The 14,629-nt window shown below is 67.0% G+C and carries 8 protein-coding genes; 6 read left to right on the forward strand and 2 right to left on the reverse strand.

Translation table 11 applies throughout. From position 1 onward, the window contains the following. Positions 1–194 precede the first annotated feature (194 nt). The 6 genes from BBTA_RS18310 to BBTA_RS18335 all read left to right on the forward strand — a co-directional run bounded on the left by BBTA_RS18310 (position 195) and on the right by BBTA_RS18335 (position 11,415). Positions 195–5,426: an alpha-2-macroglobulin gene (locus BBTA_RS18310; protein WP_012043989.1), complete on the forward strand. Its 5,232-nt coding sequence runs from the start codon at positions 195–197 to the stop codon at positions 5,424–5,426. Beyond that, complete coding sequence (gene pbpC / locus BBTA_RS18315) at positions 5,423–7,660, forward strand: penicillin-binding protein 1C (RefSeq protein ID WP_012043990.1); 2,238 nt, start codon at positions 5,423–5,425, stop codon at positions 7,658–7,660. The genes BBTA_RS18310 and pbpC overlap by 4 nt, the downstream gene beginning before the upstream one ends. Before the next feature lie 51 nt (positions 7,661–7,711). Beyond that, the gene (locus tag BBTA_RS18320; RefSeq protein WP_012043991.1) at positions 7,712–9,454 is read left to right on the forward strand and encodes a glycosyltransferase family 39 protein; all 1,743 of its coding nucleotides are present in this window, start codon (positions 7,712–7,714) and stop codon (positions 9,452–9,454) included. Next, positions 9,455–10,246: a phosphatase PAP2 family protein gene (locus BBTA_RS18325; protein WP_012043992.1), complete on the forward strand. Its 792-nt coding sequence runs from the start codon at positions 9,455–9,457 to the stop codon at positions 10,244–10,246. It begins immediately after the preceding gene. Positions 10,247–10,339: 93 nt separating this feature from the next. Then, on the forward strand, positions 10,340–11,077 hold the full coding sequence (locus BBTA_RS18330) for a glycosyltransferase family 2 protein (protein ID WP_012043993.1): 738 nt from the start codon (positions 10,340–10,342) through the stop codon (positions 11,075–11,077). After that, positions 11,077–11,415, forward strand: coding sequence for a lipid-A-disaccharide synthase N-terminal domain-containing protein (locus BBTA_RS18335; RefSeq protein WP_041751505.1), 339 nt, complete (start codon positions 11,077–11,079; stop codon positions 11,413–11,415). The genes BBTA_RS18330 and BBTA_RS18335 overlap by 1 nt, the downstream gene beginning before the upstream one ends. 160 nt (positions 11,416–11,575) lie before the next feature. Here BBTA_RS18335 and BBTA_RS18340 read toward each other — a convergent pair whose 3' ends face one another. Both BBTA_RS18340 and metC read right to left on the reverse strand, forming a co-directional pair. Next, positions 11,576–13,273, reverse strand: a complete 1,698-nt coding sequence (locus BBTA_RS18340) for a Na/Pi cotransporter family protein (protein ID WP_012043995.1) — start codon at positions 13,271–13,273, stop codon at positions 11,576–11,578. Between the two features lie 123 nt (positions 13,274–13,396). Next, entirely contained in the window at positions 13,397–14,590 is a 1,194-nt protein-coding gene (gene metC, locus BBTA_RS18345) for a cystathionine beta-lyase (RefSeq protein ID WP_012043996.1), read from the reverse strand. Positions 14,591–14,629: the final 39 nt, after the last annotated feature.

Raw genomic sequence — 14,629 nt, forward strand, 5'->3', positions numbered from 1 at the left:
TGTGAATTGCCGCTGATTCCAAGACTGGCCCGCTGCGCGCCGCAGCGGATGGGGCCCTGGCAGCCGGCCGCGAGTCCTGCGCATGCAACCTCTGCCATCAGCCCGTCACCATTTCGCGTCCATTCTCGCCACGAATCGGCCAAACACGGGCATCGTCTCATGTGCCCCGTAGAGCCGCCCCAAGGAGTTGTCCCATGATCGGTCTGGTTCGCGCCGCTGCCGTCTGCGCCATTATGGCGCTCGGCCTCGTGTCCGCCGGTTCTGCCGCTGTTGCCGCCGACAAGGCGTTCAAGCGCGACGATCTGGCGGACGCCGCCATCAAGCTCGAGGCCCAGATCAAGAGCGAGGCAGGGGCGGTGAATAAGCCTTTGGCGACCTTGCGCACCGATGCCGACGCGGCGCTGCGCCGCAACGACCTGCGCACCGGCCTGCAGATCCTCGGGCAGATCGCGACCGCGGCGCCGGAGGATTCCGGCAACTGGCTGCGGCTCGCCCGGACGGTGCTGAACCAGATCAAGCCGATCAATTCCTCGGAGCAGACCTTCCTGCTGGAGCGCGCCTCGACGGCGGCCTATATCGCGTATCAGCGCGCCGGCAATTCCGGCGAGGAGGCCGATGCGCTCGCCGTGCTCGGCAAGACCATGGCCGAACGCAAGCTGTGGCGGCCGGCGCTCGATACGCTCAGGATGTCGCTGGAACTGCGCGAGGTCGCCGATGTCCGCGGGCAGTATGAGCGGATGCGCGACGAGCACGGCTTCAGGCTGCTCGACTACACCGTCGACTCGGACTCGGCGAGCCCGCGCGCCTGCTTCCAGTTCTCCGAGGATCTCGCCAAGCGCACCGACTTCTCGCCCTTCGTGGCGCAGGCCGGCAATGACAAGCCGGCGCTGACGTCGGAGGACAAGCAGCTCTGCGTCGAGGGCCTCAAGCACGGCGAGCGCTACAACATCAATCTGCGCGCCGGGCTGCCGTCCGGCGTCAAGGAGAGCCTGCCGAAATCGGCCGAGTTCAACATCTATGTCCGCGACCGCAAGCCGTTCGTGCGCTTCACCGGCAAGGCCTATGTGCTGCCGCGCACCGGGCAGAAGGGCATTCCGCTGGTCAGCGTCAACACCCCCGCGGTCACTGTCAACGTGTTCCGGATCGGCGACCGCAACCTGATCAACACGGTCATCGATAGCGACTTCCAGCGTCCGCTATCGAGCTACCAGCTGACAGACCTCGGCAATGAGCGCGGCATGAAGGTGTGGAGCGGCGAGCTCGCGACCGCGATGACCCTGAACCAGGACGTGACGACCGCCTTCCCGGTCGACCAGGCGATCAGCGACATGCAGCCCGGCGTCTATGTGATGACCGCCGCGCCCAAGGGCCCGACCAGCGGCGGCAGCGACGAGGACAGCGGCCAGCTCGCGACGCAATGGTTCATCGTCTCCGATCTCGGCGTCGCTGCGTTCTCCGGCAATGACGGCATCCACGTGTTCGTGAATTCGCTGGCGTCGACCGATCCGGTGGCGCGCGCCGAGGTGCGGCTGGTGGCGCGCAACAACGAGATCCTGGCGACGCGCAAGACCGACGAGGCCGGCCACGTGCTGTTCGAGGCCGGGCTGTCGCGCGGCGAGGGCGGGCTGTCGCCGGCGATGCTGACGGTGTCCGGCGAGAAGACCGACTACGCCTTCCTCAGCCTGAAAACGTCCGCCTTCGACCTGTCCGATCGCGGCGTCGCCGGACGCGCGTCGCCGGCCGGGCCGGATGCCTTCGTGTATTCCGAGCGCGGCGTCTACCGCTCCAACGAGACGGTCTATCTCACCGCGCTGCTGCGCGACGGCAAGGGCAACGCCATGACCGGCACGCCGCTGACGCTGGTCGTCGAGCGTCCCGATGGCGTCGAGTTCCGCCGCGCTGTGGTGCCGGACCAGGGGGCCGGCGGTCGGTCGTTGAGCGTGGCGCTGAACGCGGCGGTGCCGACCGGGACCTATCGCGTGCGCGCCTTCACCGACCCCAAGGGGGCGGCGGTCGGCGAGACCACCTTCATGGTCGAGGACTACGTCCCGGAGCGGCTGGAATTCGACCTGTCGTCCAAGGACAAGCAGATCAAGGCTGACGCGCCGGTGGAGGTGAAGGTCGACGGCCATTTCCTGTACGGCGCGCCGGCGTCCGGCCTGCAGCTCGAGGGCGACCTGCTGGTCACCACCGCCTCGGAGCGGCCGGGCTTTGCGGGCTATCAGTTCGGCGTCGCCGACGAGGAGAGCGCCTCTAACGAGCGAACGCCGATCGAGGGGCTGCCCGAGACCGACGACAAGGGCATGGCGACCTTCCCGGTCAGCCTCGCCAAGCCGCCATCCTCAAGCCGGCCGCAGGAGGCGCAGATCTTCGTGCGCATGGCCGAGACCGGCGGCCGCGCTGTCGAGCGCAAGCTGGTGCTGCCGGTGGCGCCCAAGGCGGCGCAGATCGGCATCAAGCCGTCCTTCTCGGGAAAAAGCGTCGGCGAGGGCGAGAAGGCCGAGTTCGACGTCGTGTTCGTGTCACCGGAGGGCAAGACGCTGGCGCGCAACGGCCTGCGCTATGAGCTGCTGAAGATCGAGTCGCGCTATCAATGGTACCGGCAGAATTCCTATTGGGAGTATGAGCCGGTGAAGTCGACGCGCCGCGTCGGCGATGGCGACCTCACGATATCAGCCAACAAACCGGCGCGGCTGAGCTTTCAGCCTGAGGCCGGGCGCTACCGGCTCGACGTCAAATCGGCCGATGCCGATGGACCGGTGACCTCGCTGCAGTTCGATGTCGGCTGGTACACCGACGGCAGCGCCGACACGCCGGACCTCCTGGAGACCTCGCTCGACAAGCCGCAATACCAGTCGGGTGACACGATGGTGGTGACGGTCAATGCGCGCACCGCCGGCAAGCTGACGGTCAACGTGCTCGGCGACCGGCTGCTGACGACGCAGACCGCCGAGGTCAAGGAAGGCACCAACCAGGTCAGGCTCAGCGTGGGCAAGGACTGGGGCACCGGCGCCTATGTCGTGACGACGCTGCGCCGTCCGCTCGATGCCGCCGCGCAGCGCATGCCGGGCCGCGCGCTCGGCGTGGCCTGGTTCGGCATCGACAAGTCCGTGCGCACGCTCAATGTCGCGTTGACGCCGCCGGCGCTGGTGCGGCCGGGCTCCAGCTTGAAGATCCCGGTCAAGATCGGCGGGCTCAATCCCGGCGAGGACGCCAAGATCGTGATCGCGGCGGTCGATGTCGGCATTCTCAACCTCACCAACTACAAGCCGCCGGCGCCGGACGATTATTATCTCGGCCAGCGCCAGCTCTCGGCCGAGATCCGCGATCTCTATGGCCAGCTGATCGACGGCATGCAGGGCACGCGCGGCCAGATCCGCTCCGGCGGTGATGGCGGCGGCGCCGAGCTGCAGGGCTCGCCGCCGACGCAGAAGCCGCTGGCGCTGTATTCGGGCATCGTCACCGTCGGGCCCGACGGCGCCGCGGAGGTCGCTTTCTACATTCCGGAGTTCGCCGGCACCGCGCGGGTGATGGCGGTGGCGTGGAGCGCGACCAAGCTCGGCCGCGCGACGGTCGACGTCACCGTGCGCGACCCCGTGGTGCTGACCGCGACCTTGCCGCGTTTCTTGCTGAGCGGCGACCGCGGCACGCTGTCCTTCGACGTCGACAATGTCGAGGGCGCGCCCGGCGACTACGTCGTGGCCGTCAAGGCGAGCGGCCCGGTCAAGGTGTCCGGCAACGCCAATGTGACGCTCAAGCTCGCGGCCAGGCAGCGGGCGTCGTCCACCCTGCCGCTGGATGCGTCGGGCACCGGCCAGGCGCAGCTCGATGTCGACATCAAGGGGCCGAACGGGCTGAGCCTGGCGCGGCACTATCAGCTCGACGTCAAGCCGGCGACGCAGGTGCTGGCGCGGCGTTCGATCCGCACCTTGGCCAAGGGCGAGAGCCTGACCTTGACGTCGGACATGTTCAGCGATCTCGTGGCGGGCACCGGCACGGTGTCGTTGTCGGCGGGGCTGTCGACCGCGCTCGACGCGGCGACCATCCTCAAGGCGCTCGACCGCTATCCGCATGGCTGCTCGGAGCAGATCACCAGCCGCGCAATGCCGCTGCTTTATGTCAACGAGCTCGCGGCCGGCGCCCATCTCGCGATGGACACCGAGGTCGACCAGCGCATCCGCGACTCGATCGACCGGCTCCTGGCGCGGCAGGGCTCGAACGGCTCGTTCGGGCTGTGGTCGGCCGGCGGCGACGATCCCTGGCTCGATGCGTACGTGACGGACTTCCTGACCCGCGCCCGCGAAAAGGGCTTTGCGGTGCCGGACGTGCTGTTCAAGAGCGCGCTCGACCGCGTCAGGAACGCGGTGGTCAATGCCGAGGAGCCGGAGAAAACGGGCGGCCGCGATCTCGCTTACGGCCTCTACGTGCTGGCGCGCAACGGCGCGGCGCCGATCGGCGATCTGCGCTATCTCGCCGACACCAAGCTCGGCAATCTCGCCACCCCGATCGCCAAGGCGCAGCTCGCCGCGGCGCTCGCGCTGGTCGGTGACCGCGCCCGCGCCGAGCGGGTCTATGCCGCGGCAGCCGACAGCCTCGCGCCGAAGCCGGTGCTGGTGTTTGGCCGCACCGATTACGGCTCCGACCTGCGCGATGCCGCGGCGCTGGTGTCGCTGGCCGGCGAGGGCAATGCGCCGCGCGCCACGCTCACGCAGGCTGTGGCCCGCGTCGAGGCGGCGCGTGGCCTGACGCCCTACACCTCGACGCAGGAGAATGCGTGGATGGTGCTGGCGGCGCGCGCGCTCGCCAAGGAGACGCTGACGCTGGATGTCAACGGCCAGGCGGTGAAGCAGGCGATGTACCGCAGCTACAAGGCGGCCGAGCTCACCAGTCAGCCGCTGAAGATCACCAACACCGGCGACGCGCCGGTGCAGGCGGTGGTCTCGGTGTCCGGCTCGCCACTGACGCCGGAACCGGCCGCGTCGAACGGCTTCAAGATCGAGCGCGGCTACTACACGCTCGACGGCAAGCCGGTCGACATCAAGACGGTGAAGCAGAACGACCGCTTCGCCGTGGTGCTGAAGGTCACCGAGGCCAAGCCGGAATATGGGCACATCATGGTGTCCGATTATCTGCCGGCGGGGCTGGAGATCGACAATCCGCATCTGGTGTCGTCCGGCGACAGCGGCACCCTGGACTGGATCGAGGACGGCCAGGAGCCTGTGAACACCGAGTTCCGCGATGATCGCTTCACCGCCGCGCTCGACCGCGCCGCGGATTCCAAATCGGTGTTCACCGTGGCCTATGTCGTGCGCGCGGTGTCGCCCGGCAAATACGTGCTGCCGCAGGCCTATGTCGAGGACATGTACAACCCGTCGCGCTATGGTCGGACCGCAACGGGCTCGGTGGAGGTCCGCGCGGCGAAATGAGCGAGGGTCAGACCAGCGGCAATGGACGCATGACGGAGCCAGACACTCCGTCGTCATGGCCGGGCTTGACCCGGCCATCCACGGCCGCATGCGAGAACGGCGTGGATGCCCGGGTCAAGCCCGGGCATGACGAGAGGAGGGGGCGAGTTGCAAAACGTCTCGCGGCGATTGGGTTGACGTTGATCGTGGTCGTCGCGACGGCTCTCACCGCTTACACCATCTCCCTCGGCCCGCTGCCGCTGCAGGACGCCAAAGCGCTGTCCACCACGGTGGTCGATCGCCACGGCAAGCTGCTGCGCGCCTATGCGATGGCGGATGGGCGTTGGCGGTTGCCGGTCAGCGCGCAGAAGGACGTCGACCCGACCTATCTGAAGCTGCTGTTCGCCTATGAGGACCAGCGCTTCTATGACCACCACGGCGTCGATCCGCGCGCGCTGGCGCGGGCGGCGATTCAATTCGGCTCACACGGTCATATCGTGTCCGGCGGCTCGACCATCACGATGCAGCTGGCGCGGTTGCTGGAGCCGCGGCGGCAGCGGTCGCTGCACGCCAAGCTCCGGCAGATCGTGCGCGCGCTCGAGCTCGAGCGGAAGCTCGGCAAGGACGAGATCCTCGATCTGTATCTGACGCTCGCGCCGTATGGCGGCAATCTCGAAGGCATCCGCGCCGCCTCGATCGCCTATTTCGGCAAGGAGCCGAAGCGCCTCTCGCTGGCCGAGGCCGCACTCCTGGTCGCGCTGCCGCAGTCGCCGGAGACGCGCCGGCTCGATCGCCACCCGGAGGCGGCGCGCCGCGGCCGCGACCGCGTGCTCGATCGCATGGTGTCGGAGAACGTCATCTCCGCCGAGGACGCCGCGCAGGCGAAGGCGCAACCGGTGCCGGCCTTCCGCAAGCCGATGCCGATCCTGGCGCCGCATGCCGCCGACCAGGCCACGGCGGTCGTGAAGGACCGGCCGATCATCCGGCTGACATTGGACGCATCGCTGCAGAAGGTGCTGGAGCCGCTGGCGCGCGACCGCGCCGCCGCGCTGGGGCCGAACATCTCGGTCGGCATCATCGTGATCGACAATGACAGTGGCGACGTGCTCGCCCATGTCGGTTCTGCGGATTATTTCGACGAGCGGCGGGCCGGGCAGGTCGATATGACGCGCGCGGTGCGCTCGCCCGGCTCGACCCTGAAGCCGTTCATCTATGGCTTGGCCTTCGAGGACGGCTTCGTGCATCCGGAGAGCCTGATCGAGGACCGCCCGGTACGCTTCGGTTCCTACGCGCCGGAGAATTTCGACATGACGTTCCAGGGCACAGTGCCGGTGCGCAAGGCGCTGCAGCTGTCGCTGAACGTGCCGGCGATCGTGCTGCTCGACCGCGTCGGCGCCAGCCGGCTGTCGTCGCGGCTCAAGCAGGCCGGCGGCAATCTGGTGCTGCCGAAGGACGAGGCGCCCGGTCTGGCGATGGGACTCGGCGGGGTCGGCGTGACCCTGCAGGACCTCGCACAGCTCTATGCTGGATTTCCGCGGCTCGGCACCACCAAGCCGCTGCGCCAGATCATGACGGCCGAGGTCCTGACGGCCGAGGACGCCGACACCAGGGAACCGATGCGGCTGATGGATCCGGCCGCCGCCTGGCAGGTCGGCAACGTGCTGCTCGGCACGCCGCCGCCGGAAAATGCCGCGCGCAACCGCATCGCCTTCAAGACCGGCACCAGCTACGGCTATCGTGACGCTTGGTCCGTGGGCTTTGACGGCCGCATGACGATCGGCGTCTGGGTCGGTCGTCCCGACGGCGCGCCAGTGCCGGGCCTGATCGGCCGTGTCGCCGCTGCGCCGATCCTGTTCGACGCCTTCGCGCGCAGCGGCAAGCTGCCGGCGGCCCTGCCCAAGCCGCCCAAGGGGGCGCTTATTGCCGGCAATTCAAAGTTGCCACTGCCGCTGCGCCGGTTCCGTCCGATCGGCGAACTGCTACGGACCGGCGCCGAGCAGGCCCCGCACATCCAGTTCCCGCTCAACGGCTCGCGCATCGATGTCGATCGGACCGCGGGACCGGAGGCCGCCGTGATGCCGGTGAAAGTCTCCGGCGGCGTGCTGCCGCTGACCATGCTGGTCAATGGCCTGCCGGTCGGCGAGATCGACAGCCGGCGCCAGCGCCTGATCGATCCGCCCGGGCCGGGCTTTGCCCGGCTGACCGTCATCGACGCCACGGGCGCGGCGGACACAGTTGTGGTCAGAATCCAATGACCGTTCGCTAAGCGGTTGTCGGCATGGTGGTTTCGGCGTATTCGGAACCCCATGGTTGAGACCTTTGCCCGCCCCCGTTTTGGAGAGCCGCGCGAGCCGAAGAACCTGGTGAATCCGGGCAATCGGCTGGTGCGGATGATCGATGCCGTCACCGTCAGCCACGCCAGGGCTGTTGCGTTCTTGCTCGTCTGCGGGCTGCTGCTGTTTTTGCCGGGATTCTTCACGATTCCGCCGATCGATCGCGACGAGGCGCGGTTCGCGCAGGCGACCAAGCAGATGGTCGAGAGCGGCGATTATGTCGATATCCGCTTCCAGGACGATGTGCGCTACAAGAAGCCGGTCGGAATCTACTGGTTGCAGTCGGCTGCGGTTGAAACCGCATCTGCGGTCGGATTGCCGCGGGCACAGCTGCGCATCTGGGTGTATCGCATTCCCTCGCTGATCGGCGCAATCGGCGCGGTGCTGCTGACCTATTGGACCGCGCTCGCTTTTGTCACGCGGCGTGGCGCGGTGTTCGCGGCGCTCTTGATATGCTGCTCGGTGTTGCTCGGTGCTGAAGCGCGGCTCGCCAAGACCGATGCCATGCTGCTGTTCACGGTGGTGGCCGCGATGGGCGCGCTGGCCCGTGTCTATCTGTCCTGGCAGCGCGGCGAGGATCCTGAGCATCCCCCTTGGGGGCCGCCGGCGATCTTCTGGACGGCGCTGGCCGGCGGCATCCTGATCAAGGGGCCGCTGATCCTGATGTTTGCCGGTCTCACGATCATTGCTCTCGCCATCATGGATCGCGGCGCGGCGTGGCTGTGGCGTCTGCGGCCCGTCTGGGGGCTGATGTGGATGCTGGTGCTGGTGCTGCCCTGGTTCGTGCTGATCTTCCTGCGTGCCGGAGACACCTTCTTCGCCGACTCCGTCGGCGGCGACATGTTGAGCAAGATCGGTGCCCAGGAGTCGCATGGCGCGCCGCCGGGCCTCTATCTGCTGCTGCTGTTCATCACCTTCTGGCCCGGCGCTCCGCTGGCGGCGATGGCGGCGCCTGCGGTGTGGCGGGCGCGGCGTGAGCCGGGCGCGCAGTTCCTGCTGGCCTGGCTGCTGCCGTCCTGGATCGTGTTCGAGGCCGTCCTGACCAAGCTGCCGCATTACGTGCTGCCGCTTTATCCCGCGATCGCGATCCTCACCGTCGGCGCCCTGGAGCGGCGGGTGTTGTCACGGTCCTGGCTGCGCCGTGGCGCCGCCTGGTGGTTTGCCATTCCTGCCATCACCTCGGTGGTTGCCGTGATCGGCGCCATCATCGTCACGCACCAGCCGGTGTTCCTGGCTTGGCCGTTCGTCGCCGCATCGCTGATCTTCGGCCTGTTCGCCTGGTGGCTGTATGACGACGGCCGGGCCGAGCGCTCGCTGCTGAATGCGGCGGTTGCGGCAATGTTCCTCGCCTTCGTGGTCTACGGCGCGGTGCTGCCGGCGCTGACGCCGCTGTTCCCGAGCGCGGAGATTGCGCGCGCGCTGCGCAACGTCGTGTGTGTCGGTCCGAAGGCCGCGGCGGCCGGCTTCCACGAGCCGAGCCTGGTGTTCATGACGGGAACCTCGACCCAGCTGACCGACGGCTCAGGCGCCGCCGATTTCCTCAGCCAGGGTACCTGCCGCTTCGCGCTGGTCGAGCAGCGGACCGAGCGCGCCTTCGTGCAGCGGGCCGAGGCGATCGGGCTGCGCTACAACGTGGCCAAGCGCATCGACGGCTACAACATCTCGCAGGGGCGGCCGGTCTCGATCGCGATCTTCCGCTCGGAAGGCACCGAATAGATGTCGGCGTCCGGCTCTCCTTCGCCTTCATCAACCTATCTGTCGCAGCTCGCGCTGGTCGGGAAGTTCTCGCTCGGCCGGCTCGTCCGTCGTCCACAAGCCGTGCCTGATGCGCCGAGCTGGCAGCGTCTGTCGCGCCAGCTTCTCCTGGTCGCAGGCATTGGCGTCAGCGCGATCCTCGTGCTGATGTTTGCCTTCGATGCCTATGAGATCGGGCTGATGCCCGCGCGCGGCACACCGAGCCTGTGGCCGGTCCGCATCCTCACCGATTTCGGCCAGGATGAATATGTGCTGGCTCTGTTGGCGCTCGGTGTCGTCGTGACGATCCTGATCGCGCCGCTTTGGCCCGAGGCCACGCGCAGCCGCCTGCTCAATTTCGCGACCCATGTTCAGTACCTGTTTTTCGCGGTCCTGAGCTCGTTGCTTGCGGCCCAGGTCTTGAAATACGTCATCGGGCGCGGTCGTCCGTTCGTCGGCGGCAAGGCGAACGCCTTCAACTTCGAGCCGTTCAACGGCACGCCGGCTTATTTCAGCATGCCCTCGGCGCATGCCGTCACCGCTTTCGCGCTGGCTTTCGCGGTGGCGGCCGTCTGGCCGCGGCTGCGCGTTCCCATGTACATCTATGCGGTGGCGATCGCCGCGAGCCGGCTCGTCCTGCTTGCCCATCATCCGAGCGACGTGGTGGCCGGGGCCGTCGTCGGCCTGGTCTGCGCGATGCTGGTCCGCTACTGGTTCGCAGCGCGGCGGCTGGGCTTCCGCTTCGGCAAGGACGGCCGGATCTTACCGCGCTAAGGGGGTTGATAGCCGGCCCCAAGCCCCATAATAAGCCTCCGCCGGAGCGCCCGGGCAGGAACCGGTCTGATCAAGCCATCACGAGTCCCAGATTTGTCGACCGAAACCCCCGTTGCCGTCTCCATCGTCGTTCCCGTGCGCAACGAGGCCGGCAACATCACGCCTCTGATCACCGAGATCGCGGCCGCGCTCGACGGTCTGTGGCCGTACGAGATCATCTACGTCAATGACGGCTCGACCGACGAGACCGCGCAGCGCCTCGCCGAGGAGATGGCGCGGCGGCCGAACCTGCGCGTTCTGCGCCACGAGAGGTCGACGGGGCAGTCCGCTGCGGTCCGCAGCGGAATCCGTGCCGCGCATGGCGCCATGGTGGCGACGCTCGACGGTGACGGCCAGAACAATCCCGCCTTCCTCCCGGACCTGATCGCCGCGCTGGAAAAGGGCGGCGGGCGGGTCGGCCTCGTCGCGGGCCAGCGGGTCGGCCGCAAGGATACCGGCTTCAAGAAGCTGCAGTCGCGGCTCGCCAACAAGATCCGCAACGCGGTGCTGCATGACGGCACCCGCGACACCGGCTGCGGCCTCAAGGCCGTTCGCCGCGACGTGTTCCTGATGATGCCGTATTTCGATGGTCTGCACCGCTTCCTGCCGGCCCTGGTGCGGCGCGAGGGCTACGACATCGCCTATATCGACGTGATCGATCGTCCCCGGCATTCGGGCGTGTCGAACTACGGGTTCTTCGACCGGCTCTGGATCGGGATCATGGATCTCGCCGGCGTGTGGTGGCTGATCCGCCGCAAGAAGCCGACGCCGGTCGCGATCGAGGTGAAATGATGCTGATTCAATTCGGGCAGGCGTTCAGCAACTATCTCTACGACATTTTCATCGCGAAGTTCGATTTCTGGCTGGTGTTCGGCCTCGCGGCTCAGCTCGCTTTTGCCGCGCGCTTCCTGGTGCAGTGGATCGCGAGCGAGCGCGCAGGCAAGAGCGTCGTGCCGCTTGCCTTCTGGTTCTTCTCGATCGGCGGCGGCCTGATGACGCTGATCTACGGCCTCGTCAAGCGCGAGCCGGTCATCATCTTCGGCCAGTTGCTGTCGAACATCATCTACGTCCGCAACGTCATGCTGATCTTCAAGAGCCGCCAGCGCGAGTCTCAGACGCTGAGCAATTGAGCGGACCTGCGGGTCCTCGATCTCACACTGCAAAAGCGCTTCTCGCACGGCAGCTGATCGTTCGATCCCCATCTCAGTGCATGTTCCCAACGTCTCCCTCGCCATGGCCGGGCTTGTCACGGCATGACGAGCAATTCATTGGCGGGGTGCGCCGCGACGCCTAGCGCGGCAGAGGCTGGGCCGACGATGCGGGCAGGGCGGCCGCGGCCGGCACGCGGTCTGCGTTTTCACTCCGGCGGCTCGCCACCTCGCCGGCCGCATCCAGCACCGGATAGGCGACTGAGCAGATGTGCGAGTGGATGCGCCTGAGATCACGCAGGACGTCGAGATGCAGTGACGTGGTTTCCAGCGTCTCTGAACGGCCCTCGCGCAGCCGTTCGAGATGTCGCTCGGTGGCGGCGAGTTCGGCGTTGCGGAGCTCGGCTTTCTGATCCAGGAGCTGGTGCGCCTGCTGCGCGTCGCCGGACATGAAGATGCCGAAGGCGATGCGCAGCGACTCCATGATCTGGCGGTGAAAGGCCTGCAGCTCGTCGGCGCCTTCTGTCGAGAACTGGAACCGGCGCTTGATCTTCTTGGTGGCGAGCTCGCTCAGGTTCTTGTCGATGATATCGCCGATGTGCTCGAGGTTGATCGCGAGCGAGATGATCTCCATCGCGCGCTTGCCTTCGCGCTCGTCCAGGCTGCCCCGCGTGAGCTTGGTGATGTAGAGCTTGATCGCTTCGTCGAGCCGGTCGACGGCATTGTCCATCCGCGACACCTGGTCGACGAGGCCGCGATCATTGGTCATCATTGCGGTCATGACGTTGCGCAGCATGGTCTCCACCATGTCACCCATGCGCAGCGCCTCGCGGGCGGCGTCCGCGAGCGCGAGCGAGGGCGTTTCGAGCGCCGTTTCATCTAGATAACGGGGCTTGGCGGGGTCGATCTCGGCGCGTCGATCCGGAAACAGCTTGACGAGCAGTTTCTCCAGGCCGCCCAGCAGGCCGATGAAAATGATGGCGGTGCCGAGATTGAACGCCATATGGAACTGCGCCGTCAGCTTGGACAGGTCCGGCTGCCACAACTGCAATTGCGTCGCGAGCGGTTGCAGAAAAGGTGCGACCAGCGCGACGCCGGCGATGCGGTTGATGAGATTGCCGACGGGGAGGCGATAGCTCGCCGGATTGTCGCGGTGGGCGCCCTCGAACACGGGATTGACGGCGCTGCCGAGATTGGCTCCCAGCACCAGCGCCAGTGCCGCATCAGCCGTGATGAAATGGGCGTAGGCCAGCGACATCACCAGCAGCACGCTGGCCACGCTGGAGTGCACGATCCATGTCACTGCAGCGCCGAAGACGATGCACAGCGTCACATCGGCGGTGATCGCCTGCATGAACACGCGCATGGCCGGCGCTTCCTCGGCCGGTGCCAGGGTGTCGATCAGAATGTGCAGGGACAGCAGCATCAGGCCGAGGCCGATCGAGACCCGACCGAGATCCTTGATGCGCGAACGCGGCCCGCTGCGGAACGCCACCAGCCCCAGCACGAACAGGACTGGCGCCACGGCGGCGACGTTGAACGACAGCACCTGCACGATCAGCGTGGTGCCGATATTGGCACCGAGCATGATGGCGAGCGCCGGAATCAGGCCGACGAGGCCCTCCGCCGCGAAGGAGGTGGTGATGAGCGCGGTCGCCGTGCTGCTCTGGAGCAGGGCGGTGAGACCCAGTCCCGCCGCCAGGGCGCTGAAGCGGTTTCGCAGCGCACGCGACAGCAGGAGCCGGAGATCCGGACCAAACGCGCGCAGGATGCCGCTGTGGACCATGTGCAGGCCCCACAGCAGCAGCGCTACGCCGCCCATCAAATCGAGCAGAACCATGATTCCCGTTCGTGTCCGCGATCGTCGCTGCGAAGGCTACGCCCAATCGGTCGCGGATCAACGCTATTTTGGCGGCCCTCGCTGCCTGATCGCAGGGCGTTTTGTTTGCCGCCGAGACTGTGGTCAGGCGGCGTTGAAGGCCGCAAAGCCGCGTTCCAGGTCAGCCTTGAGATCCTCGACGTTCTCCAGGCCGATATGCAGGCGCAAAGTCGGGCCGCCCGGCGCCCAGCGGGTGGCAGTCCGATAGCTCGCGCAGTCGAACGGGATCGCCAGACTCTCGAAGCCACCCCAGGAATAGCCCATGCCGAACAGCGTCAGCGTGTCGAGCATCGCATCAACCGCCGCTTGCGGCCTTGGTTGCAGCACGATGCTGAACAGGCCCGAGGCGCCGGTGAAGTCGCGCTTCCAGATCGCATGTCCCGGATGGCTCTCCAGCGCCGGATGCAGCACGTCGATCACCTCGGGACGCGCGGCGAGCCAGCGCGCCATCTCCAGGCCCGACCGATGATGCTGGGCCAGCCGCACGCCAAGCGTCCGAACGCCGCGCAACGCCAGGAACACATCGTCGGGGCCGGCACAGACGCCGAGCAAGCGGATGCCCTCGGCAATCAACGGCCAGGCCTTCTCGTTTGCCGAAATCGTTCCGAACATGATGTCGGAATGGCCACCGATATATTTGGTGGCCGCCTGCATGCTGATGTCGACGCCCTGCTCAAGCGAGCGGTGATAGAGCGGCGTGGCCCAGGTGTTGTCGTCGATGACGAGCGCGCCATGGGCATGCGCCACGGCCGCGATCGCCGGGATGTCCGGCATCTCGAAGGACTGCGAGCCCGGCGCCTCGACGACGACTGCCCGTGTATTCGGTTTGAGCAGTTGCTCAATTCCTGAGCCGACAAGTGGGTCGAAATAAGTCGTCTCGACACCATAACGGGCCAGCATGCCGTTGCAGAAATTGCGGGTAGGACGGTAGATGCTGTCGCAGACGAGCACGTGGTCGCCGGCCTTGAGCACCGACAGCAGCGTCGTCGAGATCGCAGCAAGACCGGACGGCGCGATGCCGACGCCGGCGCATTGCGGGCCTTCCAGCTCCATCAGCACCTGCTGCAGCGCCTTGGTGGTCGGTGTTCCGTGGCGGCCATATTGGAATTCGCCGCGGTGCGCGTGCAGGTCGTCGGCTGTGGGGTAAAGAACGGTCGAGCCGTGGAAGACGGCAGGATTCACGAATCCATGCTGCGCCTTCGTGTCTCTGCCCGCCGTGATCAGCCGTGTTCCGACATTTTGTCGCACCGCCGCAGCGGGGTCGTTCTTCGATGCCATGTCGCGTATCTGCTCTCATTTGAGCCTGCCGGAATCGTG

Origin of the sequence: Bradyrhizobium sp. BTAi1, from assembly GCF_000015165.1 — a bacterium.
Lineage (GTDB): Bacteria > Pseudomonadota > Alphaproteobacteria > Rhizobiales > Xanthobacteraceae > Bradyrhizobium > Bradyrhizobium denitrificans.

Bases quoted from the DNA above. Each gene is read 5' to 3' on its own strand.
- BBTA_RS18310 (WP_012043989.1), top strand. From the start codon at position 195: ATGATCGGTCTGGTTCGCGCCGCTGCCGTCTGCGCCATTATGGCGCTC.
- pbpC (WP_012043990.1), top strand. From the start codon at position 5,423: ATGAGCGAGGGTCAGACCAGCGGCAATGGACGCATGACGGAGCCAGAC.
- BBTA_RS18320 (WP_012043991.1), top strand. From the start codon at position 7,712: ATGGTTGAGACCTTTGCCCGCCCCCGTTTTGGAGAGCCGCGCGAGCCG.
- BBTA_RS18325 (WP_012043992.1), top strand. From the start codon at position 9,455: ATGTCGGCGTCCGGCTCTCCTTCGCCTTCATCAACCTATCTGTCGCAG.
- BBTA_RS18335 (WP_041751505.1), top strand. From the start codon at position 11,077: ATGCTGATTCAATTCGGGCAGGCGTTCAGCAACTATCTCTACGACATT.
- BBTA_RS18340 (WP_012043995.1), bottom strand. From the start codon at position 13,273: ATGGTTCTGCTCGATTTGATGGGCGGCGTAGCGCTGCTGCTGTGGGGC.
- metC (WP_012043996.1), bottom strand. From the start codon at position 14,590: ATGGCATCGAAGAACGACCCCGCTGCGGCGGTGCGACAAAATGTCGGA.